Here is a 23,929-nt window from a genome sequence, read left to right as displayed (position 1 = left end):
CGGCTTTTTTATATTCCATTGTTATTTTAATTTGCTAAGGAGGCGTGATAAATGGCGTTTCAAAGTATATTGTTTTTAAATGCTGATGATATTGTAAACATTGATTTATTAAATGAGCCAGTATTTTTTAAGGATTTGAATATTGATCAAATAGTAGATACTATAACATTTGGCAGAAATGAATACAACCTTAAACCGTTTTTTTATAAATCGCCTAATGACATTGAAACAATCAAATATCGTCAGGAAATAATGAGGGATCTTGAGAATAATGAGCTTTTCAAGTGCATCAAATCTTTTTCAGAAAAATTTCAGCATATGAGAGAAGATTTAAAGCAAGCCAACAAGCTTTACTATAAGTATCAAAAAGAAAGATGGTTTTTAGATGCAGTTGATATTTATTGTGATGCCGTTGTTTCTTTGGCTAATGATTTAACACATATAGATTTAAATTCTACTGGTTTTGTTGAATTTCGAGAATATATTTTAAATTATGTTAAAAGCGATTCTTTTATATCTCTAAACATTGCGACAAAAAAGCTTGAAGAAGATTTGTCATCTGTAAAGTACAGCATACTCATAAGGGGAAATAGCATAAAGGTAGGTAAATACGATTCAGAGGTAAATTACAGCCACATAGTAGAAGAAACATTTAAAAAGTTTAAAGAAGGAGAGGTAAAAGATTATAGGAAGAAGTTTTCAGATTACGATGATATGAATCATGTGGAAGCAAAAATTTTAGATTTGGTAGCCCAACTTTATAAAGAAATATTTGATGCACTTGATGATTTTTGCATCAAAAATACAGATTATGTAGATAAAACAATTGGTACGTTTGAACGGGAAATTCAATTTTATATGTCGTATTTAGAATTTATTTCGAAGTTTAAAGATATGGGATTAAAATTTTGCTATCCTAAAGTTGACAGCGCATCAAAAGAAGTTTTTGACTATGGGTGCTTTGATTTGGCATTGGCAAATAAGCTTATTTCTAATAAATCGACAGTTGTCACAAATGATTTTTACCTAAGTGGCAAAGAGAGAATCTTCGTTGTATCTGGACCTAATCAAGGTGGGAAAACGACATTTGCCAGGACATTTGGGCAGGTTCATTATTTTGCCAGCATTGGATGCCCTATTCCAGGTTATAAAGCGCAGTTATTTTTATATGACAATATATTTACACACTTTGAAAGAGAAGAAAACGTAAATGACCTTCATGGCAAATTAGAAGATGAATTGATTAGGATTTATGACATTCTCTCGAAAGCTACGTCAAATAGCATTGTCATATTAAATGAAATATTTACGTCTACTACTTTAAAAGATGCCATTTTTCTCAGTAAAAGGGTGATGGATAGAATTATAGATCTGGATTTGCTTTGCGTTTGGGTGACATTTATAGATGAATTATCCGTTTACAGCGAAAAGACTGTAAGCGTAGTTAACACGGTCGTACCTGATAATCCATCGCTTAGAACTTATAAAGTTATACGAAAGCCGGCTGACGGTTTGTCTTATGCTATTACAATTGCAGAAAAATATAGGCTTACCTATGAGCATATTAAGGAGCGTGTAAAAGGATGAAGACATTATTGCTGTACAAAAATCGCAATTTTGATATGAATCAAGAATTGCCATGGAATGAGCAAATATTGGTGCAGGATTTAGGATTGAATATTGTAATTGATGCTATGGCACAAGGTGATGAATTTTTGTATGATGTAGCTTACAAAGTTATTTTGACAAGTTTAAATGATGTTGATGAGATAACTTATAGGCAGAATATTCTAAAAGATTGTCTCAAACATCCTTCCATTATAAGGAGTATTTATGATATTGCGGTTGAAACATTGGAAAATGAAAAGAAAAATTTTTGGAGCATTTTTAGTAGCTATCCATCATCAATTTTGCATAGCTCTATTGAACTTATGTACATGTATATTGATATGCTTATTAAATTGAGAAAGATTGCGGAAGAAAATATCGATAACTTTGAATCAGAAGGTTTTAGATCATTATTTTCAATGATACAAAAAGAGTTAAACGATGAGTATATTGAAACCGTAAAAGCACATTTAAAAGAATTAAAATTTGAAAATGGGGTATTGATAAGTGCGGAATTAGGGAAAGGTAATAAAGGTATTAATTACATTCTAAGAAGACCTAATGAAATTAAACAGAGTTTACTGGGAAAGCTCTTTTCAAAAAAGGCTACGGCTTTTACATCTTACATCCCTGATCGAGATGAAAGTGACATGAAGGCTTTATCAGAATTAAAAGATAGAGGCATAAACCTTGCAGCAAATGCTTTAGCTCAATCTGCAGATCACATTAACGGCTTTTTTAAAATGCTTAAAACAGAATTAGCTTTTTATGTAGGATGCATTAATCTATATGAAGAACTTGTTAAAATAGGTGAACATATATGTTTTCCTGTACCTTTATATGCTGATGAACGGAAACACTCATTTGTTGGCTTATATGATATTAGCCTTTCTCTGACAATGAAAAAGAGAGTAGTGTCAAATGATTTGAATGCTGACAGAAAAGATCTTTTCGTCATAACGGGTGCTAACCAAGGTGGAAAAACGACATTTTTAAGAAGTATTGGACTGGCGCAATTAATGATGCAGTCTGGTATGTTTGTGGCGGCAGAGAAATTTTCATCAAATATATGTATTGGCTTATTTACACATTTTAAAAGAGAAGAAGATGACGAGATGAACAGCGGAAAATTAGACGAAGAATTAAGCAGGATGAGTGATATTGTTGATAATATAAAGCAAAATTCCATGATACTTTTTAATGAATCATTTGCAGCTACAAATGAAAGGGAAGGCTCAGAGATTTCAAGACAGATAATAAGTGCATTGCTGGAAGTTAAAGTAAAGATATTTTTTGTTACTCATCTTTATGAATTATCTCGCAGCTTGTATGATAAAAAAATGGACGATGCGATTTTCTTGCGAGCCGAAAGAAAGCCTAATGGTGAGAGATCTTTTAAATTAGTTGAAGGTGAACCGCTTAAGACAAGCTATGGCGAAGATTTATACAAGAAGATATTTAAAAAATAATAGTATTTAGAATAGAAAGGTGTCGCCGTGATAAAAATATCATTTGAAAATGGACCATACTTTATTATTTTTGTTTTACAGTTAAAATGATATAATATATTAAGAATACATCGGCAATTATTTAGGTTGGGTGATATTTATGAATTATTTATCAATACTCAAAGAATTTTTCAAAGATAGAGAAGATATTATTATGGCTTTTTTATTTGGCTCTGTTGCAAAAGGAAAGAGCATGAAAGAGTCTGATATAGATATTGCGGTATATTTTAAAAATTATGATGAAAAGTTGGTATTTGAGTTGTGGAACGATTTAGAAGATTTGCTTAAAAAAGATGTCGATCTCGTAGTGCTAAACATTGCAAATGCTACAATCGCATGGGAAGCATTAAGAGGTAAAAAGATAGTAGTAAACGATGAAAATTTTTATTTAAATTATATGCTTAACGTATCAATGGAAGCTGAAGATTTTAGAGAAGTAGTTTTAGACATATATAAAATAAGGCAAGAAAGAAGGAAAAACAAAATGGAGTTATGTAAAGACATTTATAACAGATAAAATAAATGATGTCTATAAATTTATCGACGCAGTAAATAAATATATAGAGATGTGATGAGTGTGGATAAGAAAACTGTTGTCAATATACTTAATGAAATAGGGCTTTTATTAGAATTAAAGGGTGAAAATCCTTTTAAGTCGAGAGCGTATTATAATGCTGCTCGTACAATAGAAGTCCTTGATGACGATATAGAAAGATTAATAAAAGAAGATAGGTTAAAGGATATAAAGGGTATAGGTGATGCGCTTAATAAAAAGCTTACTGAGCTTATTACAACTGGGAGACTTGAATACTATGAAAATCTTAAAGCATCAATACCTGAGGGCCTCATTGAGATGTTAAAAATACCAGGTCTTGGGCCTAAAAAGATAAAAACATTGTATGACAAACTTGATATAAAGACGGTTGGTGAGCTGGAATATGCCTGTATTGAAAATAGACTTGTAGAATTACCTGGATTTGGTGAAAAGACGCAGAAAAAAATCTTGGAAGGCATACAATTTATAAAACAGTTTAGTGGTAAGCATCTATTTATGGATGCATATTTAGAGGCCACATCATTAAAACAATACCTTATTGATAGTGGATTGACAATAAGATGCGAGATTGCTGGAAGTTTAAGGCGAAGAAAAGAGATAGTTAAAGACATAGATATTCTTGCTACGTGTGATAATCCTGAGAAGCTTATGGATGTATTTACAAAATATGAAGGTATAAGGGATATTGTAGCTAAGGGTGAAACCAAGACCAGCATAACATTGAGATCTGGCATAAATGTAGACTTAAGGGTTGTTAAAGATGAAGAATTTCCATATGCATTGCACCATTTTACAGGCAGCAAGGAGCACAATACAGCTATGAGGCATAGGGCAAAGCAAATGGGAATAAAGATGAACGAATATGGTCTATTTAAAGATGAACTGCTTATTAAATGCCGTGATGAAGAAGAAATATTTAATAATCTCAGTTTATCGTATATTCCTCCAGAACTTCGTGAAAATATGGGTGAAATCGAAGCAGCGGAAAAAGGGCTACTTCCAGTATTAATAGAGGAAAAAGACATCAAAGGGGTTTTTCATGTACATACGATATACAGCGATGGTGCAAATACACTTTCTGAGATGGTGAATGCGGCAAGAGATCGCGGTTATAAAATCATTGGTATCACAGATCACAGTAAATCTGCATTTTATGCGAATGGACTTAAAGAAGAAGATGTTTTAAGGCAATTGGATGAAATAGATGAATTGAATAGCAAATACAGTGATATAAAGATATTAAAAGGCATAGAATCTGATATATTAAGAGATGGTTCACTTGATTATGACGAAGATATTTTGAGAAGATTTGACTTTGTCATCGCATCTGTTCATTCCAACTTTAAAATGAGCAAAGATGACATGACAGAGAGAATAATAAAAGCTATAAAAAATAGATACACAAAAATCATTGGACACATGACAGGGAGACTCCTCCTTGCAAGAGATGGTTATGACATCGATGTGTATAAAGTTATAGATAGTGCTGCTGAATATGGCAAAATAATTGAAATAAATTCGAGCCCTTATAGACTGGACATTGATTGGAGATACATAAAATATGCAAAAGAAAAAGGTGTAAAATTTGCAATCTGTCCAGATGCACACAGGATAGAAGGGCTTGATGACGTAAAATATGGTATAGGCATCGCTCGTAAAGGCTGGCTTGAAGCGAAAGATGTGATAAATACGTATGATTTTGATGAGCTAAATAAAATTTTTAATAAATCTTAAATTAATCCCCCTCTTTATTACAGGAGGGGGTTAATTTTTAGTTTGAGAAGTCCATGTTTTTCTTGAAGAAATTTTGTAAAAAAGCAATTTTTTTATTGACATTTTAGAAGAAGAATGGTATTTTAATTATAACCAAGTATTCATATCGGAATACTATAAATTAGGAGGTGCTATATGAACTATATAGAATATTTTGACAGTATAGCGGGAGAATGGGATGAGATTAGGAAAAAATACTTCGATGATGATATTCGAAACATTGCAATAGAAAGATCTAACATAAAAAATAAAGGCGGTTTAATTGTTGCAGATATTGGTACAGGGTCAGGATTTATGGCTTTGGAATTATCAAAATATGCAAGAGAAGTTGTTGGGATCGACGTTTCAGATGAAATGCTTAAATATGCAAAACAAACTGCTGAGAATTCTGGCAGTAATAACATAATTTTTTTAAAAGGAAGTATGGAGCAAATACCAATAATTGATGATTCTATCGATGTAGTTTTTTCAAACATGGTATTACATCATGTAGAAAATCCGTTTAAAGGCATCATGGAAATACACAGGATTTTAAAGCCAGGCGGAATGCTGATCATAACAGATGTTATGAAGCACAGTAGTGAGTGGGCAAGATTCGAAATGTACGACAGATGGCTTGGATTTAATTTAGAAGATATAGAAAAATGGCTTATTCATAGTAACTTTAAAGAAATACTTGTAAAAGAAACAGGACTTTATGCAACTGCAATGTCATCTAAAGGAGAGATAGCAAAAACAGGAATATTTATAGCAAAAGGAATTAAAGAATAAGGAGGATTTAGGATGAGAAAGGAGACAAAATTAATTCATGGTGGTATATTTGGTGATGAAAAAACAGGTGCAGTATCAACACCTATATACCAAACATCGACGTTTAAACAGGATGCCGTAGGAAAAGATAGAGGTTATGAATATTCAAGAACAGGCAATCCAACACGAGAATCATTAGAAAAGCTTATTAATGATCTAGAGGGTGGAAAGGGTGGTTTTGCCTTTGCATCTGGCATGGCAGCAATATCGACAGTTTTGATGCTTTTTAATGCTGGTGACGAGGTAATAGTTTCAAATAATGTTTATGGAGGAACATTCAGGGTACTTGAGAAAGTTTTTAAAAGGCTTGGCATAGTTTCAAAATTTGTAGACACGTCTTTAAAAGATAATGTTGTAAATAGTATAACAAAAAATACAAAGGCAATATTTTATGAAACACCTACAAATCCTCTTATGACAATTACAAATATCAGAGAAATTTCAAGAATAGCTAAAGAATATAGCATACTTTCGATAGTTGATAATACTTTTATGACACCATATTTCCAAAGACCCATTGAATTAGGTGCAGACATAGTTGTTCATAGTGCAACAAAATACCTTGGAGGCCATAGCGATGTTGTAGCAGGCCTTGTCGTTGTTAATAGTGAAGAATTAGCTCATAAAATTCATTTTCTGCAAAATGCAGTTGGTGGCATTTTAGGACCGCAGGATTCTTACCTTGTGATTAGGGGAATAAAAACACTTAGCGTTAGAATGGAAAGACATGAGAAAAATGCCAAAGAAATTGCAAATTGGCTTTTGGAACAACCTGAAGTTGAAAAAGTTTATTATCCTGGTTTACATACACATCCAGGATACGATATTGCAAAAGAGCAGATGGATGGCTTTGGAGGCGTGATTTCATTTGAGTTAAAAAACAAAGATATGGCATTAAAATTATTAAACAATGTAAAACTTATTACACTTGCGGAAAGTCTCGGGGGATATGAAAGCCTAATTTCATATCCAGCAAAAATGACACATGCGTCTATACCAGAGGAACAAAGATTGAAGCTCGGCATAACCGATAAGTTAGTAAGACTATCAGTTGGACTTGAGAATTATCTGGATTTAATTGAGGATTTAAAAAATGCAATAAGGAGTTGAAATCATGAAATATGCAGAGGGAATCAGTGATTTAATTGGCAAGACACCACTTCTAAAAATAACTCATTTTGATATACCTCCATATGTAAATATCTTTGCCAAGCTAGAAAACATGAACCCTGGTGGTTCTGTAAAAGATAGAACGTGCTATTACATGATAAAAGATGCTGAAGATAAGGGATTAATAAAAAAAGGTTCTACTATAATAGAGCCTACTGCTGGGAATACAGGCATTGGCCTTGCACTCGCAGCATTGAATAAAGGTTATAAAGTCATATTTGTTGTACCAACTAAATTTTCAGTAGAAAAACAGATACTAATGAAAGCTTTAGGTGCTGAAATAGTAAATACGCCTAAAGAACTTGGAATGAAAGGAGCGATGGATAAAGCATATGAATTAGCAAAGGATATTAAGGACTCATATATTCCAAACCAGTTTAAAAATATGGCAAATGTAAAGGCTCATTATGAAACAACAGGACCAGAGATATATGATGCTTTGGATGGAAAAGTAGATGTGTTTATTGCTGGAGCAGGTACTGGTGGAACGTTCACAGGTGTAGTTAGGTATTTAAAAGAGAAAAATCCTAAAGTAAAAGGCGTGCTAGCTGATCCTGTTGGTTCAATAATTGGTGGAGGAGATTTAGTAAAGTGCTATAAAATAGAGGGCATAGGTAATGATTTTATACCTGATACTATGGATGTAAGCTTAATAGATGATGTCGAAAAGGTAACTGATGATGAAGCCTTTTATTATGTTAAGGAACTTGCAAAAAGAGAAGGATTATTTGTAGGATCATCGTCGGGTGCTGCCTTTGCTGCGGCTATAAAACAGGCTAATAAGCAAAAGGAACCAAAAAATATAGTTGTAGTATTTCCTGATAGATCTGATAGGTATTTTAGTGAAAATTTATATAGATTTTAAATTTCAACCTGAGAAATGTCCAAGAATACCTATTGACATTATTGATTTAAAGTGCTAGTATAATTACCTTCGAGTGAAAAAATTAAAAAGGGTTTAGTTCTTTAGATCTCAGTTTTTTAGTAAATTTTTTAAAAAAGTGCTACATAGTAAAAAGCATTAAAGTTATCTACATCTTGACAAATAAGAATCTTTAATGATAAAAATGTATTAAGAAAAAATTTGATATCTGCATGTGCAGTTGTTTAGTCTTATAGATTAAACTTGATAAGAAAGGTAGGTGAAAATTCCACATGGTTTTACCATTGGGGTAAGGAGTTGTCTTATATTTTTTCACTGGGGTACTGGGAAAGTATAAGACAGCAATGATTTTAAGTTAGACTTACCTGTAAATGTGACATTGCTAACTCTGCGGATTATAGGGGAGTGTATTTTTTAAGGATTATTACACTTTATACATATCTTTTTATTATGTACATTAGGAGGTTCTTTTATAGTTTTCTGGTTGCAAAAGTTAAGAGGTGATATTGTGAGAATTAATAGAGAAAATGTTTTTTGGAATTATACAGACTTGCTTATTTACGGCCTTGCGGTTTTCGGAATGCATCTTTTGGGAGTGGTTTTAATATTATTGGGCGCAAGACAACGTCCTGAACTTTTAGGAATGGCCTTTGTATCATATACCTTAGGATTAAACCATGCTTTCGACGCAGATCATATAGCAGCAATTGACAATACTGCCCGAAAACTTGTAGAGCAAAAAAAGAATCCTAAAGGTGTTGGATTTTTTTTCTCGACGGGTCATTCGTCTGTGGTTTTCTTAATGACCTTAATCACTGTTTTTGCGGTTCGCTGGGCTCAAAATATATTTCCTGTGCTGCAGAGATTTGGAGGAATACTTGCGTTAACTGTTTCCGGAGTTTTTCTCATTTTGATAGGTTTAATAAATTTTTTTATATGGCTTAACACTTACAAAAAATTCATAAATATAAGACGTGGGGCGTACAAAGAAGAAAGTATGGAAGAAATATTGAAAGATGGTTTTTTTAACCGATATATAAGAGTAATTTATGCCTTTATTAATAAGAGCTGGCATGTATATATATTGGGGTTCTTTTTTGGGTTAGGTTTTGACACTGCAACTCAAATAGCTTTATTAGCAACCGCTGCCGGTGCTGCCAGTAAAGCCATACCTATTGTTTCTATTTTATCTTTTCCGATTTTATTTGCAGCAGGTATGAGCTTAATGGATACTGTAGATGGGTTTCTCGTTACATCAGCGTATCAATGGGTATTTGATGCTCCATTGCGCAAAGTTTACTACAACTTGGTTATGACAGGACTTTCCGTGATTGCGGCACTGTTAATAGGCTTTGTTGAAATAACGCAACTAATTACTCAAATACTTGGATTAAGTAACGGCGTTTGGAGCTTTATACAAAATCTCAATTTTAGTACTCTAGGATATATAATTGTGATTTTGTTTATATTTGTATGGACCATATCATATGTGGGATGGAAACTATTGCGAGTAGGTGGTTAAGAGAAGATAAGGAAACTAATTAACAAATTGTTAATAATAGATTGACGATAAACCCTACTTTTTATGCATATAAAAGTAGAGTTTGCTTTGTATTTGGATAGCTAAAGAAAGGTTTTAAAACAAAATTCCAAGAAAACCTATTGACATTAATGATTTAAAGTGTTAATATAGATAAAAATAAAAATAGAATATCGAACCTCTTATCAAGAGTGGTGGAGGGACTGGCCCGATGAAACCCGGCAACCGGCATATATAATGCGTCTGGTGCCAAATCCTGCAGGGAAACCTGAGAGATGAGAGGAGCGGCGCAAACTTAGCCCTCTTCTACATCGAAGAGGGCTTTTAATATTCTAAAAAAGTGAAAAGAGGTGAATTATAAGAATAACATTTTAATTTCCTTAAACTAAAACTGTGAAGAGGAGAGATTTAGATGAGTGAAGAAAGAAAGTTAAAATTTGACACATTGCAGGTACATGCGGGGCAAGAACCAGATCCAACTACAGGTGCAGTGGCAGTGCCAATTTATCAAACATCGTCATATATATTTAAAGATACTGAACATGCCGCTTCTTTATTTAGCCTTAAAGAACCAGGTAATATTTATACAAGAATCATGAATCCCACCAATGATGTATTTGAAAAGAGAATAGCAGCCTTAGAAGGTGGTGTTGGTGCTGTTGCGACAGCTTCTGGCTCTGCTGCTATAACATACTCGATTTTAAATATAGCAGGTGCAGGTGATGAAATAGTATCTGCCAGCACATTATACGGAGGAACATACAATCTTTTCGCTTTAACATTGCCTAAACTTGGCATTAAAACGACATTTGTAGATCCAGATGATCCAGAAAATTTCAAAAAAGCAATAACAGACAGAACAAAGGCATTGTATATAGAGACAATAGGAAATCCCGGGATAAATATACCTGATTTCGAGGCTATAGCAAAAATAGCGCATGAGAATAAAATACCGCTAATTGTAGACAACACATTTGCAACACCATATCTCTTCCGTCCGTTTGAATATGGGGCAGATATAGTAGTACATTCAGCGACAAAATTTATAGGAGGCCACGGGACATCAATAGGCGGAGTAATAGTAGATTCAGGAAAATTTGATTGGGCAGGAAGCGGAAGGTTCCCTGAATTTGTAGAGCCAGATCCAAGCTATCATGGAATTAAATATGTTGAATCATTTGGACCCGCTGCATATATTACAAAATTAAGGGTACAGCTTTTAAGAGACACTGGTGCATCTTTAAGCCCCTTCAATGCATTTTTATTTTTACAAGGACTAGAGACTTTGTCATTAAGAGTCCAAAGACATGTGGAAAATGCACAAAAAGTAGCAGAATTCTTAGCAAGCAATCCAAATGTGACGTGGGTAAACTATCCTGGACTTAAAGAAAACAAATACCATGAACTTGCAAAGAAATACCTGCCGAAAGGCGCTGGATCAATATTGACATTTGGAATAAAAGGTGGAATAAATGCTGGAATCAAATTCATAAACAGCCTTGAATTATTCTCATTGCTGGCTAATGTTGGTGACGCAAAGTCTTTGGTAATTCATCCAGCAAGCACGACACATTCGCAATTAAACGAAGAAGAATTGTCATTAGCAGGTGTAACCCCTGACCAAATAAGACTTTCAATAGGCATAGAAGACATTGACGACATATTGTATGACCTTGACCAAGCACTTAAAAAAGCAGCAGAATAATTATTATAGAGCTCTCTTCACAATAGAAGAGGGCTTTTGTTATTTTTAAAATAATTTACTATATATTTGTTTAATATAATATATATGAAATAATATTTAAATTAATAATAGAAACACATAAATATACATATTCCGATTGACTTTTGTGTAATTAAATGATATCATATAAACATAAACCCAGTATGGGTATAATGTATCAAAGGAGGTGTGGAAAATGGCTAAGGATCCAGTGTGTGGAATGGATGTTAAAGAGGATAATGCTGCAGCTAAAACAACATTCAATGGAAAGGAATATTTTTTCTGTTCGAAAAGTTGTAAAGCAGAATTTGAAAAGAATCCAGAAAAATATGTAAAAAATGAAAGTAATGAAGGACATCATGGTGGGCACAGTCACCATGGTTGCTGTTAATTTGGTCTGAAGTACATGATATACTAAAATGCATTATAGATTTATATTTGATTAATTTTTACTTGGGTTTGAACTATCATTCTCTAATTTATTTAGAGATTTGATATTTTTCAGACCCTTTTTATTTGGCATGATTTTTGCATTATAAATTTCTAGATGGTACTAAGGTTTTATTATAGTGTATCTTTTTCTTGAATTAATTTTAGACCTTATATCATTTTTTATTATATCGTGCGTTAGTGATAGATGTGGAATGGAGGTTATAATATGTGGATGCTATGGCAGTAATAGCAATAATATCCGTGTAAAACATAAAGACAATCTTTTATACAATTTTTAAAGCAGAGAATTAGCGCCTTTTAGCACACTGTTGTAGCAATTGATACAGTAATTTATATATCTTTTTGAAGAATGAGTATGAAAGTTAATATGAGAGGAGATTTTTTATGACAGTACCTTTGTTTAATATTGGCGGTTTCACTATATATCTATTTGGAATAATGATAGCGATAGGTGTTGGCACAGGGTATATTTTGGCATTAAAAGAAGCCAAAAGAAAAGGCCTTGATGTTGACAAAGTTTCAGAATTTCTCGTGTACCTTATAATAGTTGGTATAATAGGGGGAAGGCTCGGATTCGTTTTGACATATCGACCATATTTTTTCCTAACACATCCACTTGAAATACTAAAAATACATGATGGTGGGATGGCTATTCATGGTAGTTTAGTTGCCGGGATTTTATTTAGTATATGGTATGTTAGAAAATATAAATTAAATTTCTGGAAAATTGCAGATTTAGCGGCGCCAGGGCTTGCTATAGGACAAGCAATCGGAAGAATAGGATGCGACATATTTGGGTATGCAATGGCACGTCCATGGCCATGGGGAATAAAAGTAAATGGACAATTATTGCATCCTGTACAAGTTTATGAGTTTTTACTTGACTATATTATGTTTTTCGTGCTTTGGAGAAAAAGGGACAAAATAAAATACAATGGACAATTATTTATCATATATGTTATTTTCTTCAATATAAATAGATCTATTGTAGAATTTTTTAGAGCCGGAAATCCTATGATTTTACCACCATTTACAATCGCTCATCTTGCTAGTGCTATATTTATTGCTGCAGCTTTGATAGCGGCACATTATATTAAAAAATACAATACTATTGAGAAAGATGAGACGCCGGTACAAAGTAAAAAAGGTTTTATAGATATTGTGGTGGTAGTTTTGTTAATGGCAATATCGACGGTTATCTTTTACTATATCCATTAATTGAATAAAAATTTTATGAAAGGAGTGTTACAGATGAAGTTTTTAACAACTATTTTACCGTTTTTGTTTCTACTGTTGTGCCCATTAATGCATTTATTTATGATGAAAGGTATGCATAGTCATAATCACAGCCATGAACAAGATAAAGGCAATAGACAAATCGAAAAACCTGAGGATGACGCAACAGAATAGGTATTGTGACATACCTGGTGAAATTCATACCAGATATGTCGATTATATATAGATTTCTTAGGGGGATATTGATGAAATGTAAGATGACTATTTTTCTAATTATCATTTTTATTTTTGCATTTGCTTTTAATTATGGATATTCATCTAATTTAACTGACAATAAAAAGAGACTTGAAGACTTAAGCATTCAAAAACAACAAACTCAAAGAAAATTAAGTGAAAATTATCAAAAACAGCAATCTGTAAAAAAAGAACTATTAGACATCGATAAACAGCTATCAGAAACTCAAAAAGAATTGATTGAAAATCAGAGGAAATTATACTCAATTGAGCAAAAAATAAGTGATACACAGAAAGAACTAGATATAGCTCAAAAAAGATATGATTCTCGTAAGAGTTTGTATAAAGAGAGGATAAGAGCAATATATATGAGTGGTGATGCAGGATATATTGAAGTTTTATTGGGTTCAAAAAATTTTATCGATTTTATATCAAGACTTGATAATATAAAAAAATTAATGGCTTTTGATATAAGATTTTTAAATGAAATGAAAAACACTAAAAATTTAATAGCGAAAAAAGAAGAAGTCTTAAAAGAAGAGAAAAATAATTTGCAATATGTTACAGCTCAAGTGGAAGAGAGAAAGAAAAGGATACAAGTTGCCATGGTATCAAGAAGTGGTGTTTTGAGAGACCTTGAAAGACAACAAAAAAAATATGAGGAAGATCTTGAAGATCTAGAAACCGCATCAAAACAGGTAATGGATATCATAAGATCTCAAACCGGTTCGACAAACACAAATAATAGCAATGTAAAATATACCGATGGAAAGTTGGTATGGCCTGTACCAGGATATTACAGTATAAGTTCACCATTTGGATATAGAATACATCCTGTTTACAAGACAAAGAAGTTACATACAGGTATAGATATACCTGCACCATATGGAACAATTGGTGTTGCAGCTGGTGATGGGACAGTCATATATGCCGGATGGATATCAGGTTATGGAAATTCTGTGATAATCGATCACGGTGGAGGTATATCTACATTGTATGCACATAATTCCTCTATATTAGTTTCAAAAGGTAAAAGTGTAAAAAAAGGTGAACCTGTTGTAAAACTTGGGAGTACTGGACTTGTTACAGGTGTTAACCTTCATTTTGAAGTGAGGATAAATGGTACACCAGTTGATCCAGAACCATATGTAAGATAAAGAAATAATAAGATTATTATAAATAACAGCAAAGGATGGGTTAGATGATTCAAGAGAAGGGAAAAAGCAAATTATTGCTTTTATTTGGAATTAGCTTTTTATCTATATCAATGTTTGTATATCAAGTAATATTGACAAGGATTATTTCAGCTATTTTTACGTATCATTACACATTTATAATAACCTCATTTTCAATTTTAGGATTCGGTATTGGAGGAATAGTTGCATATAGACAATTAAAAAACAATAAGACAAATAATCAATTTTTAAAGGACAACTTAATTAAGAAGATAGTATTGATGCCAATTTCATATATATTTGTTCTAGGATTATTTTATATATTACCGTTTTCTATCAATATATTGGTATATATTATACCTGCGATGGTACCTTTTATAATAGGTGGTTATATTTTATCATCAATTTATAGTGAATTTAGTGATATAAGCAATAAATTGTATTTTGCAGATTTGATTGGTTCTGGACTTGGCAGTATTTTAGTTTTATTTTCACTTGATTATTTAGGTGTTATAAAATCAATCATATTGATATCTATAATCTCATCTATTGCTGTAATATTCTTTGTAAATTTTTTATCTAAGAAATACATAATTGCATATGCAGTGTTAGGTATGTTTGTTATGTCAATTTTTGTGCCGCAAAATTATATTAGTGTGATGGAAAAAAACTTTGGCAGCATAATTACAAGTAAATTAAAAACATTTGGTAACATAATTAGTTCGGGAGATAAAGCAGAGATTGTATACACTAAATGGAATGCTTTTTCAAGAACGGATGTTATAAGAGTCGACAACGATCCGAACGAGATGATTGTAACAATTGATGGAACGGCAAGCTCTCCTATGTATAAATTTGATGGCAAAGATGGCAGTTTAGACATATATAAAAAAGATGTAGAATATTTACCATATACATTTGGCAAAAAAGATAATGTATTAATAATTGGCCCTGGCGGTGGTAGGGACATATTGTACGCTCTTGCTGGAAAAAGCAAAAATATAACGGGTGTTGAAATCAATACATCTACTATAGATGCTGTTAGGCATTTCAAAGATTTTAATGGTGATATTTATAATAAAGCTAATGTTAAGATTTATGGTGAAGATGGTAGATACTTTATTAATAGATCAAAAAACAAATATGATATTATCTATTTATCTATGGTAATGACTAGTTCAGCTTTACAAACTGGATACGCTCTCAACGAAAATTATATATATACCGTTGAGGCATTAAAAGCTTATATAGATCATTTATCACAAAATGGCAAGTTAGTATTTTTAGCTCATGATGAAGAGGATATGAGTAAAATTGTAGCAACAGCGATTAGTGCATTAAGCAGAAACGGTGTTTCAGTAGAAGAAGCCACAAAATATATAGCGGTTATAAACAAAGATTCTACAATGACTCACAATCATGGTGGCAATTCACAAATAGATAGTCCTTTGGTAATCATTAAAAATAAGCCATTTACAATAGATGAGAGTAACAGACTTGAGATGGAAGCAATGGCTGGGAACAATAAACCTTTATATATCCCCAATTCATTTGAAGTTGGTCCTCTTTTTCATCTTGAAAAAGGACATTTAACGTTTAATAATTTTTTAAGAGGTTTTCCATTTATTATTAAACCTGCCACAGACGATAAGCCGTATTTTTACAATTTTAACAACAATGCATTAATGCTGTTAATAATACTTCTTTTAGTAGTTCTGTTAGGTATATATTTATTGTTTAGACCTATGTTAAAGCAAAAAAACACTGCGAAGGCGCTAATTTTTTTTGGCGCTTTAGGAACAGCCTATATGCTTATTGAGATATCATTGATACAAAAATTCATTTTGTATTTGGGACATCCAATAACATCATTTACCTATGTCCTTGCGGCGTTATTAGTTGGAAGTGGTATTGGCTCTATACTAGGCAATAATAGTACATTTAATAAAGATAAAAAAATATATATGCCACCATTTATTGTAGCGGTAATAAGCATAGTTTTTGTGGAGATATTAGACGTAATATTTAAATATACTTTCAGTTACAATTTAATAAATAAAATAATCGTTTCATCAATATTAGTTATGCTACCAGGCTTTTTTATGGGTATGCCATTCCCAAGGGGAATCAGATTATTAGGCGCGTGTGATAAGAATGTTATACCGATTGCTTGGGGTATCAACGGTGCAATGTCAGTAATCGGTTCGATTCTATCTGTAATAATATCTATGATATTTGGCTTTAAAATAACATTGATAACCGGTGCTATTATATATGGATTAATATGTTTATATAATAGAGACAGATTGATTTTATGACAGGAAACACATGTAATAAGCAGAAAAATCGCACTAACATCTAATTATAATTGTATGTTAATTTTGTACATAAATTTTCTATAATTGAAATTAAAATAATAGTTAAGATTTCATAAGATCTTCACATTTCTGAGGTAATATTAGAATATAAAATTTAATATTGGAAAATAAAACAGAGATATAAAAATATCAGAAAGGTGGTGAACAGTATGAATTTTGATATAACAAAAGAAGTACCGTATTCATTTGATGTAGCCATAGAAAAAGTTAAGGAAACTTTAAAAGAGGTTGGCTTTGGTGTTTTAGTAGAGATAGACATCAGAGAAACAATAAAGAAAAAAATAGGTAAAGACATGATGAATTATATAATACTTGGAGCCTGCAATCCCAAATATGCATACGAAGTACTAAATATAGATCCCATGGTAGGGCTTCTTTTGCCATGCAATGTGATCGTATATGAACAAAAGGGCGGAAATGTAACTGTGTCATCAATTAATCCTGAAAAAGCAATAGATTCTAATGACGATAAACTGAGAGAAGTTGCATCGGAAGTGGCTGATAAATTGAAAAAAGCTATAGACATGCTTTAAAATATATATAAGCATAATTAAAAAAGCAACCCCAAAATAGAAATCAAATAGGCAGAATATGTAAATTATGAAGGCTGAAAAATATAATTGAAGATTTAAAACTAAATAAAAGAGAAATAACGGCTAAAAAAAGTATAAAAATTTAGTAAATAGTGTATGGTAAAAATTGATAAATATCTAAATGTACAAATAGACTGTGTGCTATAAACCATCAAAAGATTTATCTTTGTCAATAATAAGATTATTGTAAAGATAATAAATAAGGTTAGAAATCTCATGGATTTTTCAGCCTTCAAAACAATAATAGATCTAAAGAAAGCATGGTAAGAATAACCGATAGGACTAATTTAAAAAGGCAGGAAACCATACGTATCAGAAAAAGAATTTAGGGTGATAAGAAAAAAGTTTATCTTAGAATAGCCTAATAAAGGCTTTTTGATAGGTATAAGTCTAGAAATATAAAATTGTAAAGGAGAGATTAATTATGAGTTTAGTAAAACGCATATCTAATATTTTTAAAGCTAAAGCAAATGACATAGTAGAAAAGATGGAGGATCCTGAAGACACTTTAAATTACTCATTAGTAGAGATGAGAGAAAATTTATCTAAAATAAAAAAATCTATGCTAGATGTGGCAACATTAAAGAAAAAATTAGAAAATGAATTAAGCGACATCAATATTAAAATATCAGAATACGAGAAAAATGCTGAATTAGCTTTAGAAAGCGGTAGAGAGGATTTAGCAAAAGCATCAATACAAAATAAAAATGATTTAATAGAAAAAAAGACAAACCTTGAATCACAGATAAAAAGCATAGAGGAGCAGCTTAAGAATATAGAAAAAAGTAAGGAACAAATGGAAGACAATTTAATAAAATTACAGAGCAAAAAAGAAGAACTTATTACTATGAAAAAAGTATCGGATGCACAGGTAATGATAAAAGAAACGCTGACAGGTATTGCAAATGATACAACTGATTTAGGTGAAAGAATAAGAAATGCAGAAGAAAAAATTAAAGAAAAATATGCAAAATCACAAGCTATTGATTATATGGTTGATGCAGGCATGCTTGATAACATATTAGATGATGAAGATAATGTAGAAAAAGAATTAAAAGAAATTGAAAAGCAAAAAAGAGCTGAAGAAGAATTTGAAGAACTTAAAAAGAGAGTAGCTGCAAAGAATCAAGCAATTAAGGAGTGAGTTATAGTGGGATGCGGCGGAAGAGGTTTTTATAGGTTCTTTGACTTAATTGATGATTTTGGATGCTGCGGAAATAAAGGATTCTATCATGAAAGACATTACGAATATGACAAATACGATGAGATGATAACTGTAATAGATAGATTGTACGCAGAGGGTAAAATAGATACTGAATACTACCAAAGATTGAGAAAAGAAGCTGCAATTGGCAATCTAACAATGGACGATTTAATGAGAATTGAGATTAATAGCCAAAAGAAATCAAATCGTGAATACAAAGATATAGATCCAGAATTAAAAAAATATTATGATAAGTTGAATCAAATTGATAAGGCCAAAGAAGAATCAGAGAAGATAAAAAATGATTTATTATCAGAGATTGAGAATTTGAAAAGAAAATCTGAAAGCCTCGAGAAAGCTGCAGAAACGATGATTTCTGTAGACGAGGTTTCAACAAAAGATTATATTAAAGAAAAAATAGAAATTGAGAGTAAAATATCGACTCTTGAAAAGAGAAAACAAGATCTTGACAAAGATATTTCTGATATGGACGAACTTAAAAATGAATTAAATCTTAAAATCCTTGAATTAAAATCATTAAAGCAAAGAGAGAGGCTAAATGACTTAAAATTTGATATAAAGGATATTAATAAATAGAACTCTAAAAGGGTTCTATTTATTATTGCAATATAGGGAAATATATTGTATAATCTAATTGAGAATGAATTTCAGAATCAAAGAATTGTAAAAATTGAATTTGCTTTTCTTATGGTTTACTGAGGTTAAGAAAAATTTATGCAGAAGGGGTGCTTAAATGCCTTTAAACGAAAACGAACTTACACTATCTCATGAATTTGAAGGATCAAAAAAGAAAAAATCTGCTATTTTATTACTACTTGCAACAATAGGTCCAGGGCTTACTGTTATGTTAGCGGATACTGATGCAGGTTCTATTATAACATCGGCACAATCTGGTGCTAGATGGGGTTATAGCTTATTGTGGCTGCAATTTTTGCTTATACCAATTTTGTATTTTGTGCAGGAACTTACAACACGTATTGGAATAACGACTGGTAAAGGGCATGGCGAATTGATCAAAGAAAAGTTTGGTGCAGGTTGGGCATGGTTTTCAGTTTTAACACTTGTGGTTTCTGCTATAGGTGCTTTGGTCACAGAATTTTCTGGTATTGCCAGTGTTGGCTTATTGTTTGGTATACCAAAGTGGATAAGCATATCTCTTGCATCAATCTCCTTAATATTAATAACAGGCTTTGGACGTTATACTATTGTTGAACGCATAGCTATATTTATTGGACTATTTGAATTAAGCTTTATACCAGCGGTTATACTTGCACATCCCGATACTTCATCAATAATAAATGGGATTATTGGACAGAAGCCTTTCTACGATGAATCTTATAGACTTCTTATAGCAGCCAATGTTGGAGCCGTAATAATGCCTTGGATGATATTTTACCAACAAGGCGCTGTGATAGACAAAAAATTGACTGAAAAATCAATAAGGTTTAGCCGCATTGACACTGCTGTCGGCTCAGTTGTAACTCAGATAATCATGGCGGTTGTACTTGTATTAACGGCTGCCACTATTGGACGAATAAACCCAAATGTTTCACTTACGAATATTCAGCAGATTGCTGATTCACTTATACCATTTGTAGGTCAGGTTGGTGGTAAAATCTTATTTTCAGCAGGTATTATCGGTGCTTCTTTGATAGCAGCTGTTGTTGTTTCATTGGCAACTTCATGGTCGTTAGGTGAAGTTATGGATTTTAAGCGAAGCCTTAATTCATCATGGAAAGAAGCTCCAATATTTTATGGATTATATGCTGCAGGTATTATTGTTTCCGCCATTATCGTCTTATCAGGAGTACCCCTTGTAACATTGACAATTTCAGTTGAAATAATGAATTCATTGCTTTTGCCAATTGTCCTCGGATTTTTGATAGCACTGGGATGGAAGGCATTACCTGAAAAATATAAATTAAAAAATTGGGAAAAAATCGTACTTGCGATAATATATTTACTTGTATGTTCTTTGGGAATTCTCACATTGTTTCAGATATGATTTTAAATATGAATTAACTGCGTAAAAAAGGAGCCATTTGGCTCCTAAATTACTTTTGCTGCCCATTAATTTCGTTCTTTAGCTCATTTGTGCATGCATTTAACATATTTTGCGCATCTTTTTCATCTATATTTCCACCCATCATATTTTGCACATCTTTTGCTGTCAGGCCTTTCATGTAGTTATACATCGCATTATAGTTGAAATTTGAACCCATCATGTTAAAACCATAGCCGTTATTAATTGTATCGGCCTTTGCTCTTAATGCAGGTATTTGCGTAAATGCTATAGCACCTATTATTAGCACGCCTGCGAATATAGCTATGACTTTCTTTCTCATTTAAAATTCCTCCTTGTTTTTTTATTGTAATTTTATTATACAATGCAATTATAAAGATCTTATGAAGATCGAGAAATTTTTTATAGAAATTTTTTATTTCACATATTCGAGTTTTTTATTTGCCTGCAATTATAAGTTTCATTATGTCAAGAGCTAGATTTTCTTCTTTAAGTATTTTAAATCCTGAAATCTTCAAATTTTTTACAGTATCTCTATTTATGTTTGCACCCCATGTGTTTACTGTAAGAGGATTGAGTATATCCATTAGTGTACCTAAGATTAGTTTTTTGCTTCTTACGTGCTCAAGCATAAAAAGCTTCCCATCATATTTTAATACTCTTTTAAGTTCTTTTAATCCTTTTATAGGATCCGGCACAGAACAAAACACACAGCTTGTTACGATAGCATCAAATGTATTATCATTAAACTCAAGGTTTTCTATATCCATTACTCTAATATCGACATCTTTGCCATACCTTTTGGCTTTATCTTTTGCTATTTCTACCATTTTAGGTGAAAAATCAATACCATAAATATTTTTACCTTCAGGATAATATAAAATATTACTGCCAGTGCCAATACCTGCTTCAAGTATAGTGTTTCCTGAAACCTCGGACCAAAGCATCTTTCTCCACCTTTTACCGCCTGAAGACTCCATAAGGCTTTCCATCAGATCATAATATTTTGCAATTCTTTCATATCTTCTTTTAATAATTTCAGTTCTATTCGTTGAGCTTCCCATATTGAATCAACTCCTTCATGTAATATTATACCTTAAATCTATTTTTACGATAAATCTGTTAAAATAAATGTGAACTTTTTTAGAATTTATGCGTTATATTTATGAGAGGTGGGCATGTGATGGATGAAAGCAAACTTATAAATGATGCAAAAAGCGGCGATAAATATGCATTAAATCTGCTTATAACTGAAAATTATAATATTGTTCTCGGGTACTGTATTAAAATGACAGGAAATATATCACTTGCCCAGGACATAGCACAGGAGGCTATGCTAAAAGCGGTATTAAATATTAATAAGTTTACACCGGATTTTAAATTTTCTTCTTGGTTAATAAGGATTGCCATCAATATTTACAAAGATTTTTTAAGAAAAAACAAAATAACTGAATGTATAGATGATATAGATATATTTTCTGAAAATAATGTAGAAGATGACATTATAAACAAGGTCCATTATAAAGAAGTTATAGAAATATTGTTAAACCTTCCATATGAAAAAAGGGCGGTATTTATATTGAAACACTATTATGGATATAAATACGAAGAAATTTCTAAAATAATGAATTGTCCAGTTGGAACGGTACGTTCAAGGTTGCATTACTGCATTAAATATATTAGCGATGAAATGGAAAGAAGGAAACTGATATGAAGAAATGCCATAATGATATAGATCCTAAGTTTATAGATTCTTTTTATAATGAGTCAGATAATAAAAAAATTGATAATGATGCATTTAATAAGCTCAATAAAATTTCGGATATGTTTGATGTTTTTAATGAACCTGACGTAAAAATTAACGCATTTGAATTTATTCAAAAAGCTAATGAAATACGTAATAAAAAAAGAAATAGAAAAGAGCTTGTAATCTTCATACTTGTTTCAATTACGTTTATAGCATCTTTGATTTTAGTTGCATTTAAAGATTTTAAGTTAATAATCATTTGTCAAATTATAATTTATTTATCTTTGCCGTTAACTGTTGTACCGCTATTAAAATTTAGAGAGGAGTAGAGGTTAAAATGAAGTATCTATTATTTGTTCTATTGATTATATTACTTGTATTACAGGCGACATGGATATTTATAGATGCAAAAAAAAGAGGCGAAAAATATTATTGGCTTTGGGGTTTGTTTGGACTTTTAAATGTGCCATCATCGTTAATAATCTATATTTTGGTGACCCGCTATGAAGTTTCCAAATGTTCGAAATGCGGTGCGTTGATAAAAAAAAGTTACAAGTATTGTCCATACTGCGGCAATATGTTAAAGACTTCATTATGTCCGCATTGTGGCAGGGAGATTAAAGATGAATGGGTATATTGCCCTAATTGCTCAAAAAAATTGAGGGAGGAATAAATTATGTATGATAATTTAAGTACATCTGAAATAATAAGACTTTTTGCTCCATTAATAATTATTCAATTAGGTCTTATGATTTTCTCAATATATCGTCTTACCAAGGATAAAGTCAGATTTTTGCCGAAATGGGCCTGGCTTATAATTATAGTGCTTGGAGAAATTTTAGGACCACTTATGTTTCTCATCATCGGAAGGGAAAAAGAGTAGACAATTTATCAATCTATCTATCTATCATATTATTCTGATTCCCAATGCAAATAGGTGAAGAATATTTGACCACAATGAATGTAGAAGTTATAAATTGATTAGAGAGGAATATTTTTTATATGATTGAAGTAAATAATTTAACTAAAAGCTATGGAAATAACATAATTTTGAAACAAATATCTTTCAAAATCGACAGAGGATTAATTTATGGTTTTTTAGGAAAAAATGGTGCTGGTAAGACAACAACAATGAATATTCTTACAGGTTTTACTAGATATGATAGTGGTGACATATATATTGATGGTCTAAAATTTAGTGAAAATAAACATCATGCTTTGACAGCATCACGATAAACGAAAACTATCACGATAGACAGTAGGAATCGTGGTATAATTAGAGTGTACGGCACAG

At 31.7% G+C, this 23,929-nt stretch carries 24 protein-coding genes, 1 pseudogene and 1 riboswitch; of the genes and pseudogenes, 23 read left to right on the top strand and 2 right to left on the bottom strand.

Annotation, left to right across the window (positions count from 1 at the left end; genetic code table 11):
• Positions 1-51 precede the first annotated feature (51 nt).
• The 18 genes and pseudogenes from J2Z80_RS13130 (at position 52) to J2Z80_RS13045 (ending at position 20,870) form a co-directional block, all read left to right on the top strand.
• The gene (locus J2Z80_RS13130) at positions 52-1,587 is read left to right on the top strand and encodes a MutS-related protein (protein ID WP_209454788.1); all 1,536 of its coding nucleotides are present in this window, start codon (positions 52-54) and stop codon (positions 1,585-1,587) included.
• Entirely contained in the window at positions 1,584-3,077 is a 1,494-nt protein-coding gene (locus J2Z80_RS13125) for a MutS-related protein (protein WP_209454787.1), read from the top strand. Before J2Z80_RS13130 ends, J2Z80_RS13125 begins: the two co-directional genes overlap by 4 nt.
• Before the next feature lie 139 nt (positions 3,078-3,216).
• Positions 3,217-3,633: a type VII toxin-antitoxin system MntA family adenylyltransferase antitoxin gene (gene mntA / locus J2Z80_RS13120; RefSeq protein ID WP_209454786.1), complete on the top strand. Its 417-nt coding sequence runs from the start codon at positions 3,217-3,219 to the stop codon at positions 3,631-3,633.
• Positions 3,634-3,693: 60 nt separating this feature from the next.
• Positions 3,694-5,406: a DNA polymerase/3'-5' exonuclease PolX gene (gene polX, locus J2Z80_RS13115; protein ID WP_209454803.1), complete on the top strand. Its 1,713-nt coding sequence runs from the start codon at positions 3,694-3,696 to the stop codon at positions 5,404-5,406.
• A 174-nt stretch (positions 5,407-5,580) separates the two neighbouring features.
• A complete protein-coding gene (locus J2Z80_RS13110) occupies positions 5,581-6,216 on the top strand; it encodes a class I SAM-dependent methyltransferase (protein WP_209454785.1) in 636 nt (211 codons plus the stop codon).
• A 12-nt stretch (positions 6,217-6,228) separates the two neighbouring features.
• Complete coding sequence (locus J2Z80_RS13105; RefSeq protein ID WP_209454784.1) at positions 6,229-7,365, top strand: bifunctional cystathionine gamma-lyase/homocysteine desulfhydrase; 1,137 nt, start codon at positions 6,229-6,231, stop codon at positions 7,363-7,365.
• Positions 7,366-7,369: 4 nt separating this feature from the next.
• Positions 7,370-8,290: a cysteine synthase A gene (cysK, locus tag J2Z80_RS13100; RefSeq protein WP_209454783.1), complete on the top strand. Its 921-nt coding sequence runs from the start codon at positions 7,370-7,372 to the stop codon at positions 8,288-8,290.
• Positions 8,291-8,816: 526 nt separating this feature from the next.
• Positions 8,817-9,830, top strand: a complete 1,014-nt coding sequence (locus J2Z80_RS13095) for a HoxN/HupN/NixA family nickel/cobalt transporter (protein ID WP_209454782.1) — start codon at positions 8,817-8,819, stop codon at positions 9,828-9,830.
• A 197-nt stretch (positions 9,831-10,027) separates the two neighbouring features.
• Positions 10,028-10,130, top strand: a riboswitch (SAM riboswitch).
• 130 nt (positions 10,131-10,260) lie between these two features.
• On the top strand, positions 10,261-11,553 hold the full coding sequence (locus J2Z80_RS13090; protein WP_209454781.1) for a homocysteine synthase: 1,293 nt from the start codon (positions 10,261-10,263) through the stop codon (positions 11,551-11,553).
• A gap of 214 nt (positions 11,554-11,767) precedes the next feature.
• Positions 11,768-11,962: a YHS domain-containing protein gene (locus J2Z80_RS13085; RefSeq protein ID WP_085112233.1), complete on the top strand. Its 195-nt coding sequence runs from the start codon at positions 11,768-11,770 to the stop codon at positions 11,960-11,962.
• A gap of 446 nt (positions 11,963-12,408) precedes the next feature.
• Positions 12,409-13,242, top strand: coding sequence for a prolipoprotein diacylglyceryl transferase (gene lgt, locus J2Z80_RS13080; protein ID WP_209454780.1), 834 nt, complete (start codon positions 12,409-12,411; stop codon positions 13,240-13,242).
• Between the two features lie 15 nt (positions 13,243-13,257).
• Positions 13,258-13,338 (top strand): annotated as a pseudogene (locus J2Z80_RS15300) (DUF2933 domain-containing protein); the annotation flags it as partial.
• 167 nt (positions 13,339-13,505) lie between these two features.
• Entirely contained in the window at positions 13,506-14,651 is a 1,146-nt protein-coding gene (locus J2Z80_RS13070; protein WP_209454779.1) for a murein hydrolase activator EnvC family protein, read from the top strand.
• A gap of 44 nt (positions 14,652-14,695) precedes the next feature.
• Positions 14,696-16,987: a spermine/spermidine synthase domain-containing protein gene (locus tag J2Z80_RS13065; protein ID WP_209454778.1), complete on the top strand. Its 2,292-nt coding sequence runs from the start codon at positions 14,696-14,698 to the stop codon at positions 16,985-16,987.
• 209 nt (positions 16,988-17,196) lie between these two features.
• Positions 17,197-17,580 carry a DUF302 domain-containing protein gene (locus J2Z80_RS13060; RefSeq protein ID WP_209454777.1) on the top strand — a complete coding sequence of 128 codons (384 nt, stop codon included), beginning with the start codon at positions 17,197-17,199 and terminating at the stop codon, positions 17,578-17,580.
• 484 nt (positions 17,581-18,064) lie between these two features.
• Entirely contained in the window at positions 18,065-18,784 is a 720-nt protein-coding gene (locus J2Z80_RS13055) for a PspA/IM30 family protein (RefSeq protein WP_209454776.1), read from the top strand.
• A gap of 6 nt (positions 18,785-18,790) precedes the next feature.
• Entirely contained in the window at positions 18,791-19,441 is a 651-nt protein-coding gene (locus J2Z80_RS13050; RefSeq protein WP_209454775.1) for a coiled-coil domain-containing protein, read from the top strand.
• A 157-nt stretch (positions 19,442-19,598) separates the two neighbouring features.
• The gene (locus J2Z80_RS13045; protein WP_209454774.1) at positions 19,599-20,870 is read left to right on the top strand and encodes an Nramp family divalent metal transporter; all 1,272 of its coding nucleotides are present in this window, start codon (positions 19,599-19,601) and stop codon (positions 20,868-20,870) included.
• A gap of 49 nt (positions 20,871-20,919) precedes the next feature.
• On the opposite strand, the gene J2Z80_RS13040 is transcribed toward J2Z80_RS13045, so the two are convergent.
• Entirely contained in the window at positions 20,920-21,210 is a 291-nt protein-coding gene (locus J2Z80_RS13040; protein WP_209454773.1) for a hypothetical protein, read from the bottom strand.
• A gap of 115 nt (positions 21,211-21,325) precedes the next feature.
• Complete coding sequence (locus tag J2Z80_RS13035) at positions 21,326-21,952, bottom strand: class I SAM-dependent methyltransferase (RefSeq protein WP_209454772.1); 627 nt, start codon at positions 21,950-21,952, stop codon at positions 21,326-21,328.
• Positions 21,953-22,071: 119 nt separating this feature from the next.
• Here J2Z80_RS13035 and sigY point away from each other — a divergent pair, with 119 nt between their 5' ends.
• The 5 genes from sigY (at position 22,072) to J2Z80_RS13010 (ending at position 23,871) form a co-directional block, all read left to right on the top strand.
• Entirely contained in the window at positions 22,072-22,602 is a 531-nt protein-coding gene (gene sigY, locus J2Z80_RS13030; RefSeq protein WP_209454771.1) for an RNA polymerase sigma factor SigY, read from the top strand.
• Complete coding sequence (locus J2Z80_RS13025; RefSeq protein ID WP_209454770.1) at positions 22,599-22,964, top strand: DUF5345 family protein; 366 nt, start codon at positions 22,599-22,601, stop codon at positions 22,962-22,964. Before sigY ends, J2Z80_RS13025 begins: the two co-directional genes overlap by 4 nt.
• Positions 22,965-22,972: 8 nt before the next feature.
• Entirely contained in the window at positions 22,973-23,308 is a 336-nt protein-coding gene (locus tag J2Z80_RS13020; RefSeq protein ID WP_014758215.1) for a zinc ribbon domain-containing protein, read from the top strand.
• A gap of 3 nt (positions 23,309-23,311) precedes the next feature.
• On the top strand, positions 23,312-23,518 hold the full coding sequence (locus J2Z80_RS13015; protein ID WP_014758216.1) for a PLD nuclease N-terminal domain-containing protein: 207 nt from the start codon (positions 23,312-23,314) through the stop codon (positions 23,516-23,518).
• A gap of 119 nt (positions 23,519-23,637) precedes the next feature.
• Positions 23,638-23,871: an ATP-binding cassette domain-containing protein gene (locus J2Z80_RS13010; RefSeq protein ID WP_209454769.1), complete on the top strand. Its 234-nt coding sequence runs from the start codon at positions 23,638-23,640 to the stop codon at positions 23,869-23,871.
• Positions 23,872-23,929 lie beyond the last annotated feature (58 nt).

The sequence above is a fragment of the Thermoanaerobacterium butyriciformans genome (genome assembly GCF_017874545.1).
GTDB lineage: Bacteria > Bacillota > Thermoanaerobacteria > Thermoanaerobacterales > Thermoanaerobacteraceae > Thermoanaerobacterium > Thermoanaerobacterium butyriciformans.
Note: the sequence above shows the minus strand (reverse complement) of the source record. Positions and strands in the feature narration are given on the sequence as shown.

Excerpts from the sequence above, each read along its gene's own strand:
- J2Z80_RS13130 (WP_209454788.1), top strand. The coding sequence starts at position 52 with ATGGCGTTTCAAAGTATATTGTTTTTAAATGCTGATGATATTGTAAAC.
- J2Z80_RS13125 (WP_209454787.1), top strand. The coding sequence starts at position 1,584 with ATGAAGACATTATTGCTGTACAAAAATCGCAATTTTGATATGAATCAA.
- mntA (WP_209454786.1), top strand. The coding sequence starts at position 3,217 with ATGAATTATTTATCAATACTCAAAGAATTTTTCAAAGATAGAGAAGAT.
- J2Z80_RS13110 (WP_209454785.1), top strand. The coding sequence starts at position 5,581 with ATGAACTATATAGAATATTTTGACAGTATAGCGGGAGAATGGGATGAG.
- J2Z80_RS13105 (WP_209454784.1), top strand. The coding sequence starts at position 6,229 with ATGAGAAAGGAGACAAAATTAATTCATGGTGGTATATTTGGTGATGAA.
- cysK (WP_209454783.1), top strand. The coding sequence starts at position 7,370 with ATGAAATATGCAGAGGGAATCAGTGATTTAATTGGCAAGACACCACTT.
- J2Z80_RS13090 (WP_209454781.1), top strand. The coding sequence starts at position 10,261 with ATGAGTGAAGAAAGAAAGTTAAAATTTGACACATTGCAGGTACATGCG.
- J2Z80_RS13085 (WP_085112233.1), top strand. The coding sequence starts at position 11,768 with ATGGCTAAGGATCCAGTGTGTGGAATGGATGTTAAAGAGGATAATGCT.
- lgt (WP_209454780.1), top strand. The coding sequence starts at position 12,409 with ATGACAGTACCTTTGTTTAATATTGGCGGTTTCACTATATATCTATTT.
- J2Z80_RS13070 (WP_209454779.1), top strand. The coding sequence starts at position 13,506 with ATGAAATGTAAGATGACTATTTTTCTAATTATCATTTTTATTTTTGCA.
- J2Z80_RS13065 (WP_209454778.1), top strand. The coding sequence starts at position 14,696 with ATGATTCAAGAGAAGGGAAAAAGCAAATTATTGCTTTTATTTGGAATT.
- J2Z80_RS13060 (WP_209454777.1), top strand. The coding sequence starts at position 17,197 with ATGAATTTTGATATAACAAAAGAAGTACCGTATTCATTTGATGTAGCC.
- J2Z80_RS13055 (WP_209454776.1), top strand. The coding sequence starts at position 18,065 with ATGAGTTTAGTAAAACGCATATCTAATATTTTTAAAGCTAAAGCAAAT.
- J2Z80_RS13045 (WP_209454774.1), top strand. The coding sequence starts at position 19,599 with ATGCCTTTAAACGAAAACGAACTTACACTATCTCATGAATTTGAAGGA.
- J2Z80_RS13040 (WP_209454773.1), bottom strand. The coding sequence starts at position 21,210 with ATGAGAAAGAAAGTCATAGCTATATTCGCAGGCGTGCTAATAATAGGT.
- J2Z80_RS13035 (WP_209454772.1), bottom strand. The coding sequence starts at position 21,952 with ATGGGAAGCTCAACGAATAGAACTGAAATTATTAAAAGAAGATATGAA.
- sigY (WP_209454771.1), top strand. The coding sequence starts at position 22,072 with ATGGATGAAAGCAAACTTATAAATGATGCAAAAAGCGGCGATAAATAT.
- J2Z80_RS13025 (WP_209454770.1), top strand. The coding sequence starts at position 22,599 with ATGAAGAAATGCCATAATGATATAGATCCTAAGTTTATAGATTCTTTT.
- J2Z80_RS13020 (WP_014758215.1), top strand. The coding sequence starts at position 22,973 with ATGAAGTATCTATTATTTGTTCTATTGATTATATTACTTGTATTACAG.
- J2Z80_RS13015 (WP_014758216.1), top strand. The coding sequence starts at position 23,312 with ATGTATGATAATTTAAGTACATCTGAAATAATAAGACTTTTTGCTCCA.
- J2Z80_RS13010 (WP_209454769.1), top strand. The coding sequence starts at position 23,638 with ATGATTGAAGTAAATAATTTAACTAAAAGCTATGGAAATAACATAATT.